The 19,923-nt window shown below is 50.7% G+C and carries 28 protein-coding genes; 26 read left to right on the plus strand and 2 right to left on the minus strand.

The window, feature by feature from the left end:
* Positions 1-116: 116 nt before the first annotated feature.
* From A1WG_RS23530 to A1WG_RS07850, 13 genes are all read left to right on the plus strand, one after another.
* Positions 117-296, plus strand: a complete 180-nt coding sequence (locus A1WG_RS23530) for a DUF4222 domain-containing protein (RefSeq protein WP_001250269.1) — start codon at positions 117-119, stop codon at positions 294-296.
* Positions 286-1,227, plus strand: a complete 942-nt coding sequence (locus A1WG_RS07905; RefSeq protein ID WP_000104979.1) for a helix-turn-helix domain-containing protein — start codon at positions 286-288, stop codon at positions 1,225-1,227. Before A1WG_RS23530 ends, A1WG_RS07905 begins: the two co-directional genes overlap by 11 nt.
* Positions 1,224-1,718: a PerC family transcriptional regulator gene (locus tag A1WG_RS07900; RefSeq protein ID WP_077688247.1), complete on the plus strand. Its 495-nt coding sequence runs from the start codon at positions 1,224-1,226 to the stop codon at positions 1,716-1,718. The genes A1WG_RS07905 and A1WG_RS07900 overlap by 4 nt, the downstream gene beginning before the upstream one ends.
* Positions 1,718-2,044: a LexA family protein gene (locus A1WG_RS07895; RefSeq protein WP_000210170.1), complete on the plus strand. Its 327-nt coding sequence runs from the start codon at positions 1,718-1,720 to the stop codon at positions 2,042-2,044. The genes A1WG_RS07900 and A1WG_RS07895 overlap by 1 nt, the downstream gene beginning before the upstream one ends.
* On the plus strand, positions 2,041-2,430 hold the full coding sequence (locus A1WG_RS07890; RefSeq protein WP_000767113.1) for a RusA family crossover junction endodeoxyribonuclease: 390 nt from the start codon (positions 2,041-2,043) through the stop codon (positions 2,428-2,430). Before A1WG_RS07895 ends, A1WG_RS07890 begins: the two co-directional genes overlap by 4 nt.
* Positions 2,431-2,449: 19 nt before the next feature.
* On the plus strand, positions 2,450-3,259 hold the full coding sequence (locus tag A1WG_RS07885; RefSeq protein WP_001061444.1) for a KilA-N domain-containing protein: 810 nt from the start codon (positions 2,450-2,452) through the stop codon (positions 3,257-3,259).
* A 7-nt stretch (positions 3,260-3,266) separates the two neighbouring features.
* The gene (locus tag A1WG_RS07880) at positions 3,267-4,256 is read left to right on the plus strand and encodes a DUF968 domain-containing protein (RefSeq protein WP_002431700.1); all 990 of its coding nucleotides are present in this window, start codon (positions 3,267-3,269) and stop codon (positions 4,254-4,256) included.
* Positions 4,257-4,269: 13 nt separating this feature from the next.
* Entirely contained in the window at positions 4,270-5,022 is a 753-nt protein-coding gene (locus A1WG_RS07875; RefSeq protein ID WP_016242583.1) for an antitermination protein Q, read from the plus strand.
* 154 nt (positions 5,023-5,176) lie between these two features.
* Positions 5,177-5,707, plus strand: coding sequence for a hypothetical protein (locus A1WG_RS07870; protein WP_016242584.1), 531 nt, complete (start codon positions 5,177-5,179; stop codon positions 5,705-5,707).
* Positions 5,708-5,888: 181 nt separating this feature from the next.
* Positions 5,889-6,083: a hypothetical protein gene (locus A1WG_RS07865; protein ID WP_001355891.1), complete on the plus strand. Its 195-nt coding sequence runs from the start codon at positions 5,889-5,891 to the stop codon at positions 6,081-6,083.
* A 149-nt stretch (positions 6,084-6,232) separates the two neighbouring features.
* A complete protein-coding gene (locus A1WG_RS07860; RefSeq protein ID WP_000799656.1) occupies positions 6,233-7,285 on the plus strand; it encodes a DNA-methyltransferase in 1,053 nt (350 codons plus the stop codon).
* 66 nt (positions 7,286-7,351) lie between these two features.
* Positions 7,352-7,567 (plus strand): phage lysis protein EssD, encoded by a 216-nt coding sequence (gene essD / locus A1WG_RS07855; protein ID WP_000839596.1) that lies wholly within the window; start codon positions 7,352-7,354, stop codon positions 7,565-7,567.
* Positions 7,568-7,571: 4 nt separating this feature from the next.
* Complete coding sequence (locus tag A1WG_RS07850) at positions 7,572-7,916, plus strand: YdfR family protein (protein WP_000192451.1); 345 nt, start codon at positions 7,572-7,574, stop codon at positions 7,914-7,916.
* Here A1WG_RS07850 and A1WG_RS07845 read toward each other — a convergent pair.
* On the minus strand, positions 7,882-8,154 hold the full coding sequence (locus A1WG_RS07845; protein WP_000370545.1) for a hypothetical protein: 273 nt from the start codon (positions 8,152-8,154) through the stop codon (positions 7,882-7,884). The genes A1WG_RS07850 and A1WG_RS07845 overlap by 35 nt on opposite strands.
* A gap of 105 nt (positions 8,155-8,259) precedes the next feature.
* Between A1WG_RS07845 and A1WG_RS07840 the strand changes: the two genes are divergently transcribed.
* Both A1WG_RS07840 and A1WG_RS07835 read left to right on the plus strand, forming a co-directional pair.
* The gene (locus A1WG_RS07840) at positions 8,260-8,802 is read left to right on the plus strand and encodes a lysozyme (protein ID WP_001101168.1); all 543 of its coding nucleotides are present in this window, start codon (positions 8,260-8,262) and stop codon (positions 8,800-8,802) included.
* The gene (locus A1WG_RS07835) at positions 8,799-9,335 is read left to right on the plus strand and encodes a hypothetical protein (protein ID WP_000700651.1); all 537 of its coding nucleotides are present in this window, start codon (positions 8,799-8,801) and stop codon (positions 9,333-9,335) included. Before A1WG_RS07840 ends, A1WG_RS07835 begins: the two co-directional genes overlap by 4 nt.
* A gap of 168 nt (positions 9,336-9,503) precedes the next feature.
* On the opposite strand, the gene A1WG_RS07830 is transcribed toward A1WG_RS07835, so the two are convergent.
* Positions 9,504-10,196: a hypothetical protein gene (locus A1WG_RS07830; RefSeq protein WP_000085744.1), complete on the minus strand. Its 693-nt coding sequence runs from the start codon at positions 10,194-10,196 to the stop codon at positions 9,504-9,506.
* Positions 10,197-10,767: 571 nt separating this feature from the next.
* On the opposite strand from A1WG_RS07830, the gene A1WG_RS07825 reads away from it, so the two are divergent.
* From A1WG_RS07825 to gpG, 11 genes are all read left to right on the plus strand, one after another.
* Positions 10,768-11,262 (plus strand): DUF1441 family protein, encoded by a 495-nt coding sequence (locus A1WG_RS07825; RefSeq protein ID WP_000373425.1) that lies wholly within the window; start codon positions 10,768-10,770, stop codon positions 11,260-11,262.
* Positions 11,262-13,364 carry a phage terminase large subunit family protein gene (locus tag A1WG_RS07820; RefSeq protein ID WP_016242585.1) on the plus strand — a complete coding sequence of 701 codons (2,103 nt, stop codon included), beginning with the start codon at positions 11,262-11,264 and terminating at the stop codon, positions 13,362-13,364. The genes A1WG_RS07825 and A1WG_RS07820 overlap by 1 nt, the downstream gene beginning before the upstream one ends.
* Positions 13,361-13,573 carry a hypothetical protein gene (locus A1WG_RS07815; RefSeq protein WP_001072973.1) on the plus strand — a complete coding sequence of 71 codons (213 nt, stop codon included), beginning with the start codon at positions 13,361-13,363 and terminating at the stop codon, positions 13,571-13,573. The genes A1WG_RS07820 and A1WG_RS07815 overlap by 4 nt, the downstream gene beginning before the upstream one ends.
* Positions 13,573-15,081: a phage portal protein gene (locus tag A1WG_RS07810; protein ID WP_000985939.1), complete on the plus strand. Its 1,509-nt coding sequence runs from the start codon at positions 13,573-13,575 to the stop codon at positions 15,079-15,081. Before A1WG_RS07815 ends, A1WG_RS07810 begins: the two co-directional genes overlap by 1 nt.
* Positions 15,026-17,053, plus strand: a complete 2,028-nt coding sequence (locus tag A1WG_RS07805; RefSeq protein WP_016242586.1) for a ClpP-like prohead protease/major capsid protein fusion protein — start codon at positions 15,026-15,028, stop codon at positions 17,051-17,053. Before A1WG_RS07810 ends, A1WG_RS07805 begins: the two co-directional genes overlap by 56 nt.
* 86 nt (positions 17,054-17,139) lie before the next feature.
* The gene (locus tag A1WG_RS07800) at positions 17,140-17,463 is read left to right on the plus strand and encodes a DUF2190 family protein (RefSeq protein WP_016242587.1); all 324 of its coding nucleotides are present in this window, start codon (positions 17,140-17,142) and stop codon (positions 17,461-17,463) included.
* Positions 17,456-17,731: a DNA breaking-rejoining protein gene (locus A1WG_RS07795; RefSeq protein WP_001283152.1), complete on the plus strand. Its 276-nt coding sequence runs from the start codon at positions 17,456-17,458 to the stop codon at positions 17,729-17,731. Before A1WG_RS07800 ends, A1WG_RS07795 begins: the two co-directional genes overlap by 8 nt.
* Before the next feature lie 11 nt (positions 17,732-17,742).
* Positions 17,743-18,321 carry a phage tail protein gene (locus A1WG_RS07790; protein ID WP_016242588.1) on the plus strand — a complete coding sequence of 193 codons (579 nt, stop codon included), beginning with the start codon at positions 17,743-17,745 and terminating at the stop codon, positions 18,319-18,321.
* Complete coding sequence (locus A1WG_RS07785) at positions 18,318-18,719, plus strand: phage minor tail U family protein (RefSeq protein WP_001079400.1); 402 nt, start codon at positions 18,318-18,320, stop codon at positions 18,717-18,719. The genes A1WG_RS07790 and A1WG_RS07785 overlap by 4 nt, the downstream gene beginning before the upstream one ends.
* Positions 18,720-18,729: 10 nt before the next feature.
* Positions 18,730-19,473 (plus strand): phage tail protein, encoded by a 744-nt coding sequence (locus A1WG_RS07780; RefSeq protein WP_000211109.1) that lies wholly within the window; start codon positions 18,730-18,732, stop codon positions 19,471-19,473.
* Between the two features lie 60 nt (positions 19,474-19,533).
* A complete protein-coding gene (gene gpG / locus A1WG_RS07775) occupies positions 19,534-19,920 on the plus strand; it encodes a phage tail assembly chaperone G (RefSeq protein WP_001440689.1) in 387 nt (128 codons plus the stop codon).
* The last annotated feature ends 3 nt before the right edge of the window (positions 19,921-19,923 follow it).

Consider the following 19,923-nt stretch of genomic DNA (forward strand, 5'->3'; position numbering starts at 1 on the left):
AAAGCGAAGGTGGAGTATTGCTATGCAGTGAATGTACCAGGTGACAGGGAAATTGTAACCCACAGCTTTGCAGAGTGGGCTGTGGGGGATTTCAACCGGCAGAAGGAGGCAGTCCTTTGCGACAAGTTAACCGCTGGTTCAAAGATCACTACGGAGTGCCCGTCAGAGTCATTCGTTGGGAGCCGGAAACACAACGGGTTATCTACCTCCGTGAAGGCTATGAGCATGAGTGCTTCAGCCCGCTCGAACAGTTTCGTCGTAAATTCAGGGAAATAGAGGTCGGTCATGAGCACTAAATTAACCGGCTATGTATGGGATGGTTGCGCAGCGTCAGGCATGAAATTATCCAGCGTGGCAATTATGGCCCGCTTGGCTGATTTCAGTAATGACGAAGGTGTGTGCTGGCCATCAATTGAAACCATTGCCCGCCAGATTGGCGCGGGGATGAGTACCGTCAGAACGGCTATCGCACGGCTGGAAGCAGAAGGCTGGTTAACGCGTAAGGCGCGTCGCCAGGGTAACCGCAATGCGTCGAATGTTTATCAGCTTAACGTTGCGAAGCTTCAGGCAGCGGCATTTTCTCAACTGTCAGATTCTGACCCGTCAAAATCTGACGTATCAAAATCTGACCCGTCAAAATTTGATGCGTCGAAATCTGGCAAAAAAGCGGGTTTTCACCCGTCAGAATCTGGCGGGGATCCGTCAGTAAAATCAAAACATGATCCGTCAGATAAAAAACCTTCTCGTCCGGACGCTTCGCAACCGGACACGCAGACGGCTGAACAGGATTTTTTAACTCGCCATCCTGATGCGGTTGTATTCAGCCCTAAAAAGCGCCAGTGGGGAACGCAGGATGATTTGACCTGCGCACAGTGGCTCTGGAAAAAAATCATTGCCCTGTACGAGCAGGCCGCCGAATGTGACGGCGAGGTGGTTCGTCCCAAAGAACCGAACTGGACAGCATGGGCAAACGAAATTCGCCTGATGTGTGTGCAGGATGGTCGTACTCACAAACAAATCTGCGAGATGTACAGCCGCGTCAGCCGCGATCCGTTCTGGTGCCGTAACGTGCTCAGCCCGTCGAAGTTGCGGGAAAAATGGGATGAGCTTTCCCTGCGCTTATCGCCGTCCGTCAGCACGCACACAGAAAAACGTGAAGACCCGTACTTCAAAGCCAGTTACGACAACGTGGACTACAGCCAGATCCCGGCAGGATTCAGGGGGTGATCATGAGTCTTTTGAATGACGTTCAGAAATTCATTGAAGCCCATCCGGGCTGTACTTCCGGAGACATTGCAGATGCTTTTGCTGGTTACTCACGGCAGCGCGTTCTGCAGTCAGCAAGCAAGTTACGTCAGAGTGGGTGTGTGGCTCACCGTTGTGAAGGAGATACACGCAGACATTTCCCGCGCCTGACTGAGAGAGCGCAGGAGCCGGAACCACAATCTGTTCGTGAAACCAGACCTGTGCGCAATTTCTATGTCGGCACTAACGATCCCCGGGTGATTTTGTGCCTGACCCGCCAGGCTGAAGAGCTGGAGTCCAGGGGCTTATACCGTCGTGCTGCAACGGTGTGGATGGCGGCATTCCGTGAAAGTCACTCCCAGCCAGAACGAAACAACTTTCTGGCGCGTCGAGAGCGGTGCTTACGGAAAAGCAGCAAGCGCGCTGTATCGGGTGATGAATGGTATCTGTCAGGGAATTACGTGGGGGCTTAATGACGACGTTAACTCAGTGTCAGCAGCAGGTGCTGGATATGCTGATTTCTTATCAGAAAGAACGTGGCTTCCCGCCAACCAATCAGGAGGTGGCAACCATGCTGGGATACCGTTCAGTGAATGCAGCGGTGGAGCATCTTCGCGCACTGGAGAAAAAAGGCGTCATCACGATAAAGCGTGGCGTGGCCCGGGGCATCACGCTTCATACCGCGGTGAAGGACGACGACAGCGAGGCGGTCGGGATTATCCGCTCACTGCTTGCCGGTGAGGAAAACGCAAGGCTGCGTGCAACCCACTGGTTACATGAGAGGGGCCTGAAAGTATGAAGCTGATCCTGCCTTTTCCGCCCAGCGTGAACACGTACTGGCGACACCCCAACAAAGGGGCGTTTGCTGGTAAGAGCCTGATAAGCGCGGCGGGGCGAAAATTCCAGAGCGCGGCGTGCGCAGCAATAGTTGAGCAGTTACGTCGTCTGCCGAAACCAACGTCGGCACCTGCTTCAGTGGAGATCGTGTTGTTTCCTCCGGATAACAGGATCCGCGATCTGGACAACTATAACAAGGCGCTGTTTGACGCCCTGACCCACGCGGGGGTGTGGGAAGACGACAGTCAGGTGAAAAGAATGCTGGTGGAGTGGGGACCGGTTATCCCGGAAGGGAAGGTCGAGATCACTATCAGTAAGTACGAGAAAACGGCGGGTGCAGCTGCCTGATTAAGAGGAGAAACGAAGTATGAATAATCTGATGGTCATTGATGGTATTGAAGTTCGTCGTGATGCTTATGGGCGTTACAGCCTGAACGATCTGCATCGCGCAGCAGTAGCATCTGGTGCAAATGCCAGAACCAAGGAGCCAGGAAAGTTTCTTTCCAGCCAACAAACTGTTGAGCTTGTTCATGAATTAACCAACACCCAGAATTTGGGTGTTGACCCGGTGAGTGTGATTCATGGGGGAAATGAACGGGGAACGTATGTCTGTAAGGAACTGGTGTATGCCTATGCAATGTGGATCAGCCCGTCATTCCATCTGAAGGTGATCCGTACTTTCGATATGGTAACCAGCGCGCCGGAAAAGTTATCCGGACAGGCTGCTGACAAGATGCAGGCTGGCGTGATTCTGCTGGACTTTATGCGCCGGGAGTTAAACCTGTCTAACTCATCTGTGCTTGGTGCCTGTCAGAAACTCCAGGAGGCTGTTGGCTTACCGAATCTGGCACCGCGCTATGCCATTGATGCTCCTGCTGACGCGCCTGATGGCTCAAGTCGCCCTACGCTGTCGCTGAGTGCACTGCTGAAACAGTATGGTATCCGCCTTACGGCTAATCAGGCATATCACCAGATGGCGAAGCTGGGGATCGTCGAACAGCGCGAACGATACAGCCGTACAGCGATTAACAACATCAAAAAATTCTGGTCGCTGACGGCGAAAGGCTGCATGTTCGGCAAGAACATCACCAGTCCCGCAAATCCGCGCGAGACGCAGCCGCATTTCTTCGAATCCCGATTCCCAGAGCTGTTAAAGCTGCTCGATACCGTTCATTGAGGTGACCGTGAGAGCACTACTGACCCCTGAAATTGCCCCGCGTATGGGGATCGTATTGTTCAGGCCAGGTTCAGAGCTGATGCCCTTGTTTATGCAGGGGCGTGTCCTGCTGGAGCCTGAGCCGGAACGTTATTCATCTTTCGCCAGTGGTGCCGTTCCCGCGGCATCACAACCGCTGGCGGATGATCCTGCCGTTCGGGCCGTGTTCCGCAATGAGGCAGTGATCCGTCGTGCTGGTGGCGTGGAATGTCTTGAAAGCTGGTTACTTCGTGAAAAAGGCTGCCAGTGGCTTCATTCCGACTGGCACAGCGAGAACATGACAACAATGCGACACGCTCCGGGCGCAATCCGTCTGTGCTGGCACTGCGATAACCAGCTGCGCGATCAGTTCACGGAACGGCTGGAATCAATGGCAACGGATAACTGTGCCCGCTGGGTGTTGTCTGTTGTGCGTCGGGATCTCGGTTTTGATGACAGTCACGTTGTGACAATGCCGGAACTGTGCTGGTGGCTGATTCGTAATGACCTGGCGGACGCCTTACCGGAAAGTGCAGCCCGTAAGGCACTGAGATTACCGAAGCCTGTTGTGCCGTCTGTCACCCGGGAAAGTGACCTTGTGCCTTCGGTTCCTGCCACCAGCATCATCCAGGATAAGGCGAAAAAGGTGCTGGCGCTGAAAGTGGATCCGGAGTCGCCGGAGTCTTTTATGTTACGCCCAAAACGTCGCCGCTGGGTTAATGAAAAGTACACGCGCTGGGTTAAGACACAGCCGTGTGCATGTTGTGGAAAGCCCGCTGATGATCCCCACCACCTGATAGGTCACGGTCAGGGTGGAATGGGAACAAAAGCGCATGACCTTTTTGTGTTGCCTTTGTGCAGAAAGCATCACGACGAGCTGCATGCGGATACCGTGGCATTTGAAGAGAAGTATGGCTCCCAGCTGGAGCTGATATTTCGTTTTATCGATCGTGCGCTGGCAATAGGTGTACTGGCGTAAGTGGAGAACGAGCATGAACCTTGAAGCCTTACCGAAATATTACTCCCCAAAATCTCCAAAATTGAGCGATGACGCACCGGCGACAGGCTCTGGTGGTTTAACAATTACGGATGTGATGGCTGCGCAGGGGATGGTGCAGTCGAAAGCACCGCTTGGGTTTGCCTTATTCCTGGCAAAAGTTGGTGTTCAGGATCCTCAGTTTGCGATTGAAGGTCTGCTCAATTACGCGATGGCACTGGATAACCCGACATTGAATAAATTGAGTGAAGAAACCCGGCTACAGATTATTCCTTACCTTGTGAATTTTGCCTTTGCTGATTATTCCAGGTCTGCGGCAAGTAAGGCTCGCTGTGAGCATTGTGCTGGTACTGGATTTCATAATGTATTGCGCGAAGTGGTGAAACACTCCAGAAGCGGGGAATCTGTTATCAAGGAAGAGTGGGTGAAGGAACTATGTCAGCATTGTCATGGTAAGGGAGAAGTCAGCACAGCGTGCAGAGGGTGTAAGGGTAAAGGTATTGTCCTGGATGAAAAAAGGACCCGGCTTCATGGCACGCCTGTTTATAAGATTTGTGGGCGTTGCAATGGAAATCGGTTTAGCCGTTTACCGACCACACTGGCGCGGCATCATGTCCAGAATCTGGTAACAGACCTGACGGATTATCAGTGGTACAAAGGATATGCAGACGTCATTGATAAACTGGTTACAAAGTGCTGGCAGGAAGAAGCATATGCTGAAGCGCAATTGAGAAAAGTGACAAGATAAATGATTTTCACCAAAGATAGCGACATGATGCTTGCATTTTTCAAAAAACATGGATAAGATTTTCTCAACGATGGGCTTTGTATGTCTACCGTTGATAAGTCCAAAAAACCGCAGCCGAGCGGGTTAAATTATTTTTTCTTACACGGGGATATGGATGTTATACCGAGATCTTCTGCCTATTTTCTCAGAAAGAACCATATTTGAAGCTCCTGAGGCTGAAAGAATACTTCGTGAGCAATATTCTATCATTGCCCCCTCTCCTGTAATTCAGGAGATTTATTATGGATTGGTAGGCGATGACAGATTTCAGAAGCTTTATGGGGATCTTGATATTGACCAAATTGAATGGAAATTGATTGAACTTCCCACTAAAAACTTTTTAACTATCGGGGATAATGCTACTTGCCCTGATTTTTTGCATGAGGTCGTTGAAGATTACATGACCCGTAAAGGTGATGTATTTATGGATGATGAAATAAAAGCGCATTGGTGTAATTTTGGCACATGGTGCGAACCACCATTTTTTATAGATCGAGCTTTGCTGAAAAGTAATACAACAGGGCTCCATTTAATGGAAGGGCATACAAGAGTTGGAACCCTGTTAGGGGCAGTTAAGTATAACTTCGTTAAGCTTGCTAATACTCATAAAATTTATTATGCGCAAGCAAAAGAATGTATTAAATAAGTTGAGTGAAATTACTGTTGGTTTTTTAACAATACTTACCGCGTTCTCGCGGTTTTTTTATAAATTAAACATTGGTGCAGTACGGTAAACACGCTGGTGGTCGTGAATACTGACTGTTTATCTTGCTGGCTTTTTAGACAAGAGTTATTGGTATGTCATGTTAACCAGAAGGGAAAAAGACATGCTAAAACAGCAAGATATGACAGAAACGGCGAAAGTTGTTTTTAATGAATTAAGCATCGAACCGGCAACAGTCGGGGAGATTGCACAAAACACATACCTTTCACGCGAACGCTGTCAGTTAATACTGACCCAGCTGGTTATGGCGGGGCTGGCAGATTACCAGTTCGGCTGTTACAGACGCCTTCAGCAATGAAGGGCTTTTAATTTGTGAAAATGGGCGGCTGGTGGGTGTTGGTAGCACCTGCCAGCCATTCGCTCATGCTTACTGGTCACAAGCGAACCACGGCCCACTGCTTTAGCGCAAAAGCAGAGTGAGCCTACCAGAGTTACGCTTACTGATCCATGAAAAATACTGTAAAAATAAACAGTGTTGATTTAATCAACGCTGATTGCCTGCATTTTATTCAGTCCCTGCCTGATGATTCCATTGACCTGATTGTTACCGATCCGCCGTACTTCAAGGTGAAACCCAACGGCTGGGACAATCAGTGGAAAGGGGACGAAGATTACCTTAAGTGGCTGGACCACTGTCTGGCCCAGTTCTGGCGGGTGTTAAAGCCTGCCGGAAGCCTTTACCTGTTCTGTGGGCATCGCCTGGCATCTGATATTGAGATCATGATGCGTGAACGTTTCAACGTGCTTAACCATATCATCTGGGCGAAGCCGTCCGGACGTTGGAATGGGTGTAATAAAGAAAGTCTGCGCGCATATTTTCCTGCCACAGAGCGCGTTCTGTTTGCTGAACATTACCAGGGGCCATATCGCGGCAAAAGTGACGGCTATGCGGCAAAAGAAAGGGAACTCAAACAGCACATAATGGCACCGCTGATATCGTATTTCAGGGATGCTCGTGCCGAACTGGGTATAACGGCAAAACAAATTGCCGAAGCCACAGGTAAGAAAAATATGGTTTCCCACTGGTTTGGTGCCAGTCAGTGGCAGTTGCCGAATGAGGCTGACTATCGGAAGTTACAGGCACTGTTTTCCCGTATAGCGGCAGAGAAGTTTCAGGAACAACAACTGGAACAACCACACCACCAGCTGGTGGCATCTTATGATTCACTGAATCGCAAATATTCTGAATTGCTGGATGAGTTTAAATCTCTCCGGCGCTATTTCTCCGTATCAGTCTCCGTGCCTTATACCGATGTCTGGATGCATAAACCCGTTCAGTTCTACCCGGGTAAACATCCGTGTGAGAAACCTGCGGATATGCTCCGGCAAATAATCAATGCCAGTAGTCGACCTGGTGATCTGGTTGCTGATTTTTTTATGGGATCCGGTTCCACAATAAAAGCAGCAATGGCGCTGGGGCGTCGGGCCTTAGGTGTTGAGCTTGAGTCAGAGCGGTTTAACCAGACAGTGAAAGAGATAAACGAGCTGGTGGGGAAATAATCTGGTGGCCACGTAGGTGGCCTTTTTATTTCCATTACACAGCACCCGCATCTGCGAGGTGGGGTTATGAAATCCATGGATAAGTTAACAACGGGTGTCGCCTATGGCACCTCAGCAGGTAGTGCCGGGTACTGGTTTTTACAGTTGCTCGATAAAGTCACGCCCTCACAGTGGGCGGCAATAGGTGTGCTGGGTAGTCTGGTATTTGGCTTGCTGACGTATCTGACAAACCTTTATTTCAAGATTAAAGAAGACAAGCGTAAGGCTGCACGGGGAGAGTAATTCAATGACTCAAAAATATGAACTGATTGTGAAAGGGATCCGCAATTTTGAGAATAAAGTTACGGTAACTTTAGCGTTACGGGACAAAGAACGCTTTGACGGTGAAATTTTTGACCTGGACATCTCGCTGGACCGTGTTGAAGGTGCCGCGCTGGAGTTTTATGAGGCAGCAGCCAGAAGGAGCATCAGACAGGTCTTCCTGGATGTTGCTGCCGGGTTATGTGAAGGGGATGAGCTGTCGCCGGAAAAGCGCCCCATAATTTTAGAGGCGCAGAATGTGTGGATAACCTACAAAGGAAAGCTACCGGGAAGAATTACTGGTTCTCTGAAGACTCCGCCGAAATGGTAATTTCACCAGCATATTTTTCTTCCAGTAATACCGCCAGCCACTTGAAAGAATTTTGTTGTTGCTGGGACCATTTGGGGTTGAGTGATTCAAGCTGGAGCGATGCCAGTGTTGGTTGCATTTGTTCCTTGGGAATTGAGAATGCCAGATATGAAAATGCGACAGTAAGGGCATTTACATCATCCCGAAGCTTGGAAATGCAGTCGAGCAACTCCTGTAGAGAAATGGTGCTATTGTCCATAAACAATCCTCTCTATTGTATTTAACTATTCCTTGCCTGATTCAACAGGCCGGGACAGATAAACATATCCAGGGTTCAGAAACCGATAAATCCTGATAAATATCCATGAACGTAAAAATCAGATACGGCCTGTCGGCTGCCGTTCTGGCACTGATTGCCGTCGGTGCGCCTGCGCCTGATATTCTCGACCAGTTTCTGAATGAAAAAGAAGGTAACCACACAACGGCATACCGCGATGGTTCCGGCATCTGGACCATCTGTCGGGGTGCCACGGTGGTGGATGGAAAACCCGTTTTTCCCGGTATGAAACTGTCGAAGGAAAAATGCGACCAGGTTAACGCCATTGAACGGGATAAGGCGCTGGCATGGGTGGAGCGCAATATTAAAGTGCCACTGACCGAACCACAGAAAGCGGGTATAGCGTCATTTTGTCCCTATAACATTGGCCCCGGTAAGTGTTTCCCGTCGACGTTTTATAAGCGGCTGAATGCCGATGATCGTAAGGGGGCATGCGAGGCGATTCGCTGGTGGATAAAAGATGGTGGGCGTGATTGCCGCCTGACAAAAGGGCAGAAGAATGGCTGTTATGGGCAGGTCGAGCGGCGCGATCAGGAAAGCGCACTGGCGTGCTGGGGGCTGGAGCAATGAAAATTAATCCGGATCTTATAGGCGTTGTCGTTATTGCTGGCCTTTCGGTCGCTCTCGTCAAGAGTTGCTCTCACGCCAGTAATCTTCAGAGCGATAACGACGTTCTGCGAAGTGACAACTCTATGCTGGGGCAGGTAATCGCCACCCAGGCATTCAACTTCAATCGATTCAATCAGGTTGCAGAACATGCCAACAGTCTTAACTCCCTGATCGACACCAGCACCGAAAAAACCGTAATCGAATACCGGGAGATTCTCCGCCGTGAAAAAACCTGTGATCTGCCTGTTCCTGCTGATATCGCTGGTGGGTTGCTCGAATACACGTACCGTTTACGTGCCAGCGCCATGCACACCGATACCGGCAGACCTAATGAAGCCTATGATCGTACCGCTACCACCAGCTCAATGACCTACTGCCAAGCTGTCTTGTGGATTAAGCCGCTACTGGCGTTGATAGAAAAAGGAAATAATAATTTTTCGAGTATTCGTGAAATTGATGAGTTGCGTTACAGACCATCTGAGCATGGCCAGTAAGGTTGCAGGAAATTTAAAATCTGGCGATGAAATTTAATATTAGAAATTCATTGCCTAGTGAGATTAATAATGGGCATCCCTTTGTGACGATAAGCTTTAACACATTCACAAAGGGATATTTAATATAGGGTGGTTAATTCCCACTTGCTGTGGTGTTTAGGGGGTAATTCAAATCTTATCTAACTCATTATAGGCTTCGATAATAAAAATTCTGATTTTAATAAGGCATGATTCAATGAAAGGAATTACTTCATGGTCATTCCCATGGAATCTTATTTTTTTCTCTTCGGTAATGACTATGTTTAAAGGTACACCATTACCACTTCTTTGTAATTTCCCATTTTCGAAAGTAAAGTCTTCTAATTTTTTGCCATTGATGTGGTTGTTTTTAAAGAGAATTTTTGCTGAGCTTCCTGCTGTGATTAAACCAAAACCATCTACGCTCACACTTAGGTCTTTAACAGAACTCTCTTCTCTTAAGGGGATTGGTTGTCTGTGCTTTACTTCATTAGTGAGATTACACATCATTTCCAACCAAGATTCGCCAGTGTGATAATCCTGTATAGAAGTAAAAATTTTATATAATGGAGAAGATGATGGTGGGTTTATTTTTAGCGTCTTTGAGAAAAATTTATCAATAAACTCTCTTTTTCCGTAAGGGAAATATATTTTGGGGCGCTCATCATTACTGCGTGGAGAAATATATTTATCATAGGTATCATTAGCGAGATACTCTAAGGAACTTCGTAAGTTTTCCAAAATAGCTTTGACTTTTACAGGCTTGATATGCTGTGTCTGTCTCATTATGTCAAGACTTTCTTCAACTTCTTGCAATAAGTCCAACGAGCCTTCTCTAGACATACAGGTAATTCTCCTTTATGAATTTTCAACATGTTATAACTAATAATATATTTATCATATAACTGTATGAATAAATTGTGAGATTAGTAATGCAAGTTTCTATCCATAGTGTTCTCTAAGTACCCGCTTCCATCATGTTGTTACGGACGGTATGGCTAAAACAAAGCACCTGAAGTTAAACGTTCTGAACTTTATGCTCGTTGAGCATATGAATTATCTGTAACCCGATGCGCTGGTTGTGGTTCACATTGATGGTCGTAATCAGCAGCGGTGGTGCCTGATGGCATGCAACTTCTTACTTATAAAACTTCGTATGGAATTGTTGCCATAACGAGCCCAGCTTAGCAGTTTTTAATGGGTCCTCCCGGCAGTGTGTCCTGCCACGGGGCGGGAGCGTCGCGGAAAAAGGCTAGTTTTTGAAATTTCATTCGTCATCACCACTACTGTAATGTATTGATATTACGGTTATTTTATTTTTATGGTGTCGATTTTGATTGTTTTTTGTTCACCACTAACACCGTTTGCCTAAAGTTGTTCGCAAGATGCATGTTTAAAACATTCTGGAGCGGGTATGGATCGAGAGTTAAAAAATCTGACGCTGAATATCAGTCAACTGGCGGCACTGTCAGGTGTACATCGCCAGACTGCTGCGGCAAGGCTGCAAAATCTACCCGTTGCAGGGGGGCATGAAAGCAACCTCAAGCTTTATCGGGTGGTTGATATTGTGTCGGCATTTCTGGCATTGCCACCGCCGGTTGCAGAAGGCGAAATGGACGCGCATGAGCGCAAAGCCTGGTATCAGTCTGAACGTGAGCGTCTTAAGTTCGAACAGGAAACGGCACAACTCATTCCGGCCAGTGATGTCAGACGGGAGTTTGCCATCTGGGCAAAAGCGGTCGTGCAGGTGCTGGAGACATTACCGGATATTCTTGAACGTGACTGCGGTCTGCAGCCTGCCGCTGTGAGCCGTGTTCAGTCCATTATTGATGATCTGCGCGATCAGATAGCCCTGCGGGTGACTGAAGCAGGTGCGGATGATGAGGAGGAATTACAGCAGGAGGAGTAATGCTGAATCAGGAAACCGCAAAGGCAGCACGAACCGATTCAGGTTATATCCTTCGCGCACCGAGACGAATGCGGGTTGCTGATGCCGTTGCTCAGTATATGCGGGTGCCCATGGGGGCAGGGAACTCAGTCCCGTGGGATCCGCTGGTGGCACCGTATGTTATTGAGCCGATGAACTGCCTGGCCTCGCGTGAATACGACGCAGTGATATTTGTTGGTCCGGCACGAACCGGCAAGACTATCGGCCTGATTGACGGCTGGGTGATTTACAACGTGATTTGCGATCCTGCGGATATGCTGATCATTCAGATGACGGAGGAAAAAGCCCGCGAACACTCCAAAAAACGACTTGCCAGAACGTTTCGCGTCAGCCCGGAAGTGGTCAGTCGCCTGAGTCCGAACAAAAATGACAACAACGTTTATGACAGAACATTCCTTGCTGGCAACTACCTGAAAATCGGCTGGCCGTCAGTCAATATCATGTCCTCATCAGATTATAAATGCGTGGCGCTGACGGATTATGACCGTTTTCCGGAAGATATTGATGGCGAGGGGGATGCCTTCTCTCTTGCCTCAAAACGTACCACCACATTTATGTCCAGTGGTATGACGCTGGTGGAGAGTTCCCCCGGCAGGGATGTGAAGGATGTGAAATGGCGACGGACTTCACCGCATGAGGCTCCACCAACCACGGGGATACTGTCGCTCTATAACCGTGGCGATCGCCGTCGCTGGTACTGGCCCTGTCCACACTGTGGTGAGTATTTTCAGCCCTGCGGCGATGTGGTTGCTGGTTTCCGTGATATTGCCGATCCCGTGCTGGCAAGTGAGGCGGCTTATATTCAGTGTCCTTCCTGTTCAGGACGGATTATGCCTGAACAAAAACGTGAGCTGAACGGACGTGGGGTCTGGTTGCGGGATGGTGAATCCATCAATGCGGATGGCAGTCGTTATGGTGATCCCCGACGCTCACGTATTGCGTCATTCTGGATGGAGGGTCCGGCAGCTGCTTACCAGACACTCTCGCAACTCGTTTACAAACTGCTTACTGCAGAACAGGAATACGAGACAACCGGAAGTGAAGAAACACTCAGGGCGGTTATCAACACCGACTGGGGATTACCTTATCTTCCCCGCGCCAGCATGGAGCAACGAAAAAGTGAACTGCTTGAGCAGCGGGCAGAGCCAGTTCCTTCCCACAGTGTGCCGGATGGCGTTAATTTCCTTGTGGCGACAGTGGATGTGCAGGCGGGACGTCATCGCCGTTTTGTGGTTCAGGTAACGGGCTATGGCAGCCGTGGCGAACGCTGGATTATTGATCGTTACAACATCACGCAGTCATTGCGCGGTGACAGCGACGGGGAGAGCCAGCGAATTGATCCGGCCAGCTATCCGGAAGACTGGGATGTCCTGCTGACGGATGTTTTTCATAAAAGCTGGCCGCTGGCCTCCGATCCTTCTCAACAAATGCGACTGATGGCAATGGCGGTGGACTCCGGCGGTGAAGACGGGGTCACTGATAATGCCTATAAATTCTGGCGTCGTTGCCGTCGTGATGGCCTTGGTAAACGTATTTACCTGTTTAAGGGCGACAGCATCCGGCGCGCAAAACTGATCACTCGTACATTCCCTGATAACACCGGACGAACGGGCCGACGGGCGCAGGCCGCAGGTGATGTGCCGCTCTGGCTTCTTCAGACGGATGCACTGAAAGACCGGGTGAATAACGCGTTATGGCGTGACTCGCCAGGTCCCGGCTATGTGCATTTCCCTGACTGGCTGGGGAGCTGGTTTTACGACGAACTGACGTATGAAGAGCGGAGCAGTGACGGGAAATGGAGTAAGCCTGGTCGCGGTGCCAACGAAGCTTTTGACCTGATGGTGTATGCCGAGGCTCTGGTCATTCTGCATGGATACGAAAAGATCCGCTGGCCGGATGCACCGGAGTGGGCGAGCCGGGAAACCTGGCTGGAGTGTGTCCAGGACAGTACCGAACCGTCATCCTCACCGGAACCGGTATCCACGCCTGTTAAAAAACAAAAACGGAAGAAAACAGTAACTGACGATGTTAACCCCTGGCTGACTTCCGGAGGATGGTTATGAACCAGAATGATATCGAAGCCATGATTCAGCGTTATATGGAAGCTGAAATGGCGGTGCTGGACGGAAAATCCGTCACCTTTAATGGTCAGCAGATGACCATGGAAAACTTATCTGAGATCCGGCAGGGACGGCAGGAGTGGGAGCGCCGCCTTGCGGCTCTGATTACACGACGACGGGGGCATCCCGGGTACCGGCTGGCGAGGTTCTGATGGCAATTCTTGATGATGTGATTGGCGTTTTTTCACCTGGATGGAAAGCGGCAAGGCTGCGTTCCCGTGCGGTGATCCAGGCTTATGAAGCCGTAAAAACGACGCGGACACACAAAGCCCGACGGGAGAACCGAACTGCCGACCAGCTAAGCCAGTACGGGGCCGTGTCGTTACGTGAGCAGGCCCGTTACCTTGATAACAACCACGATCTGGTTATTGGTGTATTTGACAAGCTGGAAGAACGGGTGGTGGGGAAAAACGGGATTATTGTCGAGCCACATCCGGTATTACGCAATGGGGCCATTGCCCGTGACCTGGCTGCGGAGATTCGCACCCGATGGAGTGAATGGTCTGTCAGCCCGGAAGTCACCGGGCAGTTTACCCGTCCGATGCTGGAACGTCTGATGCTGCGTACCTGGCTGCGCGATGGTGAGGTGTTTGCCCAGATGGTTTCCGGGCGCATAAACAGCCTGACGCCTTCTGCCGGTGTTCATTTCTGGCTGGAGGCGCTCGAGCCAGACTTTATTCCCATGACCAGTGATGAGAGCAACAGGCTGAATCAGGGCGTGTTTGTTGATGACTGGGGGCGTCCCGAAAAATATCTGGTGTATAAAAGCCGTCCCGTATCCGGACGGCAGATGGAAACCAAAGAAGTGGATGCAGAGCGAATGCTGCATCTTAAATTTGTTCGCCGTCTGCACCAGATGCGCGGGACGTCTTTGTTGTCCGGTGTGCTGATCCGCCTCAGTGCCCTGAAAGATTATGAAGATTATGAGCTGACTGCAGCAAGGATCGCCGCTGCTCTGGGGATGTACATCCGCAAAGGCGACGGGCAGAGCTATGAACCGGATGGTAATGGCAGCAAGGATAAGGAACGCGAGCTTACCATTCAGCCAGGCATTATTTACGACGATCTGAAACCCGGCGAAGAAATCGGAATGGTGAAGTCGGATCGCCCCAATCCTAACCTTGAAACTTTTCGTAATGGTCAGTTGCGTGCCGTGGCGGCGGGCAGTCGTCTGAGTTTTTCCAGTACAGCGCGCAACTATAACGGCACTTACAGCGCCCAGCGTCAGGAGCTGGTTGAATCTACTGATGGCTACCTGATCCTGCAGGACTGGTTTATTGGTGCCGTCACCCGCCCGATGTATCGTGCATGGCTGAAACAGGCTGTGGCATCCGGTGTTATCAGGCTACCCCGCGATCTTGACCGTTCTTCACTGTATACCGCGGTGTATTCCGGACCGGTGATGCCGTGGATTGACCCTGTTAAGGAGGCTGAGGCCTGGAAAATCCAGATTCGTGGTGGAGCGGCGACAGAATCAGACTGGGTACGTGCTGGTGGTCGTAATCCGGATGATGTCAAACGTCGGCGCAAGGCCGAAATTGATGAAAACCGCAAGCTGGATCTGGTATTTGATACCGATCCGGCCAGTGATAAAGGAGGCAGCAGTGCCGCAACGAAACGACAGGAGCCGCAGCACACCGACGACCAGTCCGAAGAATAATTCCTGGTTCAGGATGCAGGCTGGTCACCAGAGTGACGCGGATATTTATATTTATGACGAGATTGGTTTCTGGGGTGTTACAGCGAAGCAGTTTATCAGTGATCTGAATGCACTGGGCGATATCACCCACATTAATCTCCATATTAATTCACCGGGTGGCGATGTCTTTGAAGGCATCGCCATTTTTAATGCGCTGAAAACACATGGTGCGTCCATTACCGTTTATGTCGACGGTGTGGCGGCGTCAATGGCGTCGGTCATTGCGATGGTGGGAAACCCGGTCATTATGCCGGAAAACACCTTCATGATGATTCATAAACCATTTGGCTTTACGGGCGGTGATGCGGAGGACATGCGCACCTATGCCGACCTGCTCGATAAGGTTGAGGCGGTTCTGTTACCCGCTTATGCACAGAAAACCGGGAAAACCACCGATGAAATTGCTGCCATGCTGGCGGATGAGACCTGGATGTCCGGTGCCGAATGTCTGGCACAGGGATTTGCTGATCAGGTGACGCCAGCCGTTAAGGCAATGGCATGTATTCAGTCAAAACGTACAGAGGAATTTAAAAAGATGCCGGAATCCATTCGAAACATGATTACTCCGCCACGCAACAGTGCTCCACGCGTACAGGATGATGAACCTGCAGCCTCCCGGACGCCAGTGCAGGCAGCAGCACCCGTGGTGGATGAAAACAGCATCCGTGCGCAGGTCCTGGCAGAGCAAAAAGCGCGTGTAAACGGTATTAATGATCTGTTTGCCATGTTTGGCGGGCGTTATCAGGCGCTGCAGGCTCAGTGTCTTGCCGATCCTGAATGTTCGCTGGAGCAGGCCCGCGAAAAGCTGTTGAACGAGATGGGGCGCGAGTCCACGCCATCCAATAAAAATACCCCGGCTCATATTTATGCCGGTAACGGTAATTTTGTGGGGGACGGGATCCGCCAGGCGCTGATGGCGCGTGCCGGATTTGAAAAAACCGAACGTGATAATGTCTACAACGGGATGACCCTGCGTGAATATGCCCGTATGTCACTGACTGAACGGGGTATTGGGGTTTCCAGTTATAACCCGATGCAGATGGTCGGTGCGGCGTTCACACACAGTACGTCTGACTTCGGTAATATTCTGCTGGATGTTGCGAACAAAGCCATTCTGCAGGGCTGGGAAGATGCCCCTGAAACCTATGAACAGTGGACGCGGAAAGGTCAGTTGTCTGATTTTAAAATTGCCCATCGTGTGGGTATGGGGGGCTTCAGTGCTCTGCGTCAGGTGCGTGAAGGGGCGGAATATAAATACGTCACCACCGGAGATAAACAGGCCACTATTGCACTGGCGACCTATGGCGAGCTGTTCAGTATCACCCGTCAGGCCATTATCAATGATGATCTGAATATGCTGACCGATGTCCCGATGAAACTGGGCCGTGCGGCGAAATCCACTATTGCCGATCTGGTTTATGCCATTCTGACGTCTAACCCGAAAATCTCCACAGATAATGTAAGTCTGTTCGATAAAGCGAAACATGCAAACGTACTGGAGAGCGCTGCAATGGACGTGGCATCGCTGGATAAAGCCCGCCAGTTGATGCGCGTTCAGAAAGAGGGTGAGCGTCATCTGAATATTCGTCCTGCGTTCGTACTGGTACCGACGGCGATGGAGTCTGTTGCTAACCAGGTCATTCGCTCCTCAAGTGTCAAGGGGGCTGACATTAACGCCGGTATTATTAACCCGGTGAAAGATTTTGCGACCGTTATTGCAGAGCCTCGTCTTGATGATAACAGCCAGACCACCTTCTACCTGGCTGCGTCCAAAGGCTCCGATACGATTGAAGTGGCTTATCTCAACGGTGTGGATACGCCATATATTGATCAGATGGAGGGCTTCAGTGTGGATGGCGTGACAACGAAAGTGCGTATTGACGCTGGTGTCGCGCCAGTTGATCACCGCGGTCTGGTGAAATGTACGGCGTAATCGTCGCAGATAACAACTCTGATGGCCCGTAAGGGCTTTTTTTGTACCTGAAATCAGCCCCTGAACGGGGCTGTGCGGAGACAGTTATGGCAAAGAATTTTGTAGAAGAAGGAAAAACGGTGGCGATTGTTGCCAGTGCAGCCATCAGCAGCGGAGATCTGGTGCAGGTGGGTGATATTTTTGCGGTGGCGCTGACCGATATTCAACAGGGTGAAACAGGCGACGGCATGACCGAAGGTGTGTTTATGCTGCCTAAGCTGAAAACGGATGACATGAAAACGGGTAAGAAGGTTTATCTGAAGTCCGGAAAAGTTCAGCTGACTAACAGCGGCTCTGATCCGCTGGTCGGGGTTGTCTGGGCAGATGCCGGAACCAGTGCAGAAGAAGTGCCGGTAAAACTCAATGTCTGATCCCTTTTCCCGGCTGGCAGCGCGTATGGATGCGATCACGGTCAGAAAGATGGGAAAGACAGCCTCGATTAATGATGTCGATATGACTGTGATCCCGGGAGAAACACTGGCAGAGCTGAATGCTCTGTCCGGACCTGCGGTCTCTCTGGTGGTGTTTTCTTCGGGATACCGCCCACGGCGCGGGGATCGCGTTGTTTATGACGGACAACATTGGACGGTCACACGGCATGAACGCTTTAACGGTAAGCCAATGATCTTTATTGAGTAAAGAGGTGTGGGATGAAGGGGCTTGAGAATGCCATCCGCAATCTGAACAGCCTTGATACCCGTATGGTGCCACAGGCCAGCGCATGGGCGATAAACCGTGTTGCACAGAAAGCGGTCTCGGTTGCCACCCGGCAGGTTGCCGGGAATACCGTTGCGGGAGATAACCAGGTGAAAGGGATACCCCTGAAACTGGTACGTCAGCGTGTCCGGGTGTTTAAAGCCAGTCCGTCAGGAAAAATGACGGCCAGGATCCGCGTTAACCGGGGCAATCTGCCTGCCATTAAGCTGGGGACCGCCCGGGTCAGACTGACCCGGCGTGGTGGAAAACTGCAGTACCGTGGCAGTGTGCTGAAGGTGGGTAAATATCTTTTCCGGGATGCGTTTATTCAGCAACTGGCGAATGGTCGCTGGCATGTGATGCGGCGTATTGATGGCAAAAATCGTTACCCCATTGATGTGGTGAAAGTCCCGCTGTCCGGACCGCTGACACAGGCATTTGAAGATGCCCGCGACCGCATTATTGCTGCGGAAATGCCGAAACAGCTGGGGTATGCACTGAAACAACAACTGAGGTTATGGCTGACCCGATGAACCGACATACACAAATCCGCCAGGCCGTACTGGCACGCCTTCGGGAACAGTGTGGAGACAGCGCCACGTTTTTTGACGGGCTTCCGGCATTTATTGATGCGCAGGAACTGCCTGCCGTGGCGGTGTGGCTGAGTGATGCTCAGTACACCGGAAAAATGACGGATGAAGATGACTGGCAGGCTGTTCTGCATATTGCTGTCTTCATCCGGGCACAGGCACCGGATTCAGAGCTGGATATGTGGATGGAGAGCACTATTTTCCCGGCCCTGAATGATGTACCGGCACTTTCCGGACTCATCGACACCCTGATCCCACTCGGTTTTAACTATCAACGTGATAATGAGATGGCCACCTGGGCGATGGCGGAAATCACGTACCAGATCACGTACACGAATTAAGGAGGTGGCAATGACCACACCAAATCCACTGGCAAAAACGAAAGGTGCGGGAACGACGTTCTGGATGTACACCGGCAAGGGCGATGCGTTTGCGAACCCTTTATCGGACACTGACTGGCTGCGTCTTGCGATGGTGAAGGATCTGCAACCTGGCGAAATGACCGCTGATGCAGAAGATGACACTTATCTCGATGATGAAGATGCAGACTGGAAAACGACAACCCAGGGGCAGAAATCCGTCGGTGATACTTCGGCGACGCTGGCCTGGCGTCCGGGTGACAGCGGGCAGAAAAAACTGGTTCAGTTGTTCGACTCCGGTGAAGTCTGCGCGTTTCGTATCAAATATCCCAACGGCACTGTTGATGTTTTCCGTGGCTGGCTGAGCTCACTGGGTAAAACCATTGCCTCAAAAGACGTGATGACCCGCACAGTGAAAATCAGCGGTGTGGGGCGTCCGTATCTGGCAGAGGAAGGCACTGAAACAGTGAGCGTTACCGGGCTGACGGTGGCACCGGCATCTGCCAGTGTAAAAGTGGGAGCAACCACCACGCTGACCTTTACAGTAAAACCTGACGGAGCCAGTGACAAAGCGATCAGTGTGCATTCGACAGATCCACAGACTGCCACGGTGACCCTGAACGGGCTTGTGGCCACGGTGAAAGGCGTGAAGCAGGGCAGTGTCAGCATTGTGGGCATGACTTCTGACGGCGATTTTGTGGCCGTGGCTGCGGTGGCTGTCAGCGCCGCAGGTTAACAGGACGATACTCATCATTTGCCCCGGTTATCCGGGGCTTTTTTGCAGGTGGAGAACATGATGTTTCTGAAACAGGGCTCGTTTAATTATGAAAAGCAGTCCGTGGTGCTCAGTGAGCTGTCCGGGCTGCAGAGAATTGAATATCTGGCGTTTGTTCAGCAGCGAACGGCAAAGTTTGATGCCGAAGAGGGAGAACTGCCGGAGGCTGAACGACAGATTGCTTTTCTGCGGATGGGGATGGATATCAATGCCTGGCTGGTTTCCCGCTCACTGTGGAATGCGGAACAGTCTCAGGATGTTGAGACGCTTTGCGCATCCGTTATTACAACATGGTCGTATGATGCCCTGGGAGCGGGGGCGGAGATGGTTCTGTCGCTGAGCGGTATGGGAGCCATTGAGAATGCCGGGGATTTGGAGCATGAGGTGCTGACGCCGGAAAAGTCCTGACGC

It is taken from the genome of Escherichia sp. KTE96, assembly GCF_000408525.1.
Taxonomy (GTDB): Bacteria; Pseudomonadota; Gammaproteobacteria; order Enterobacterales; family Enterobacteriaceae; genus Escherichia; species Escherichia marmotae.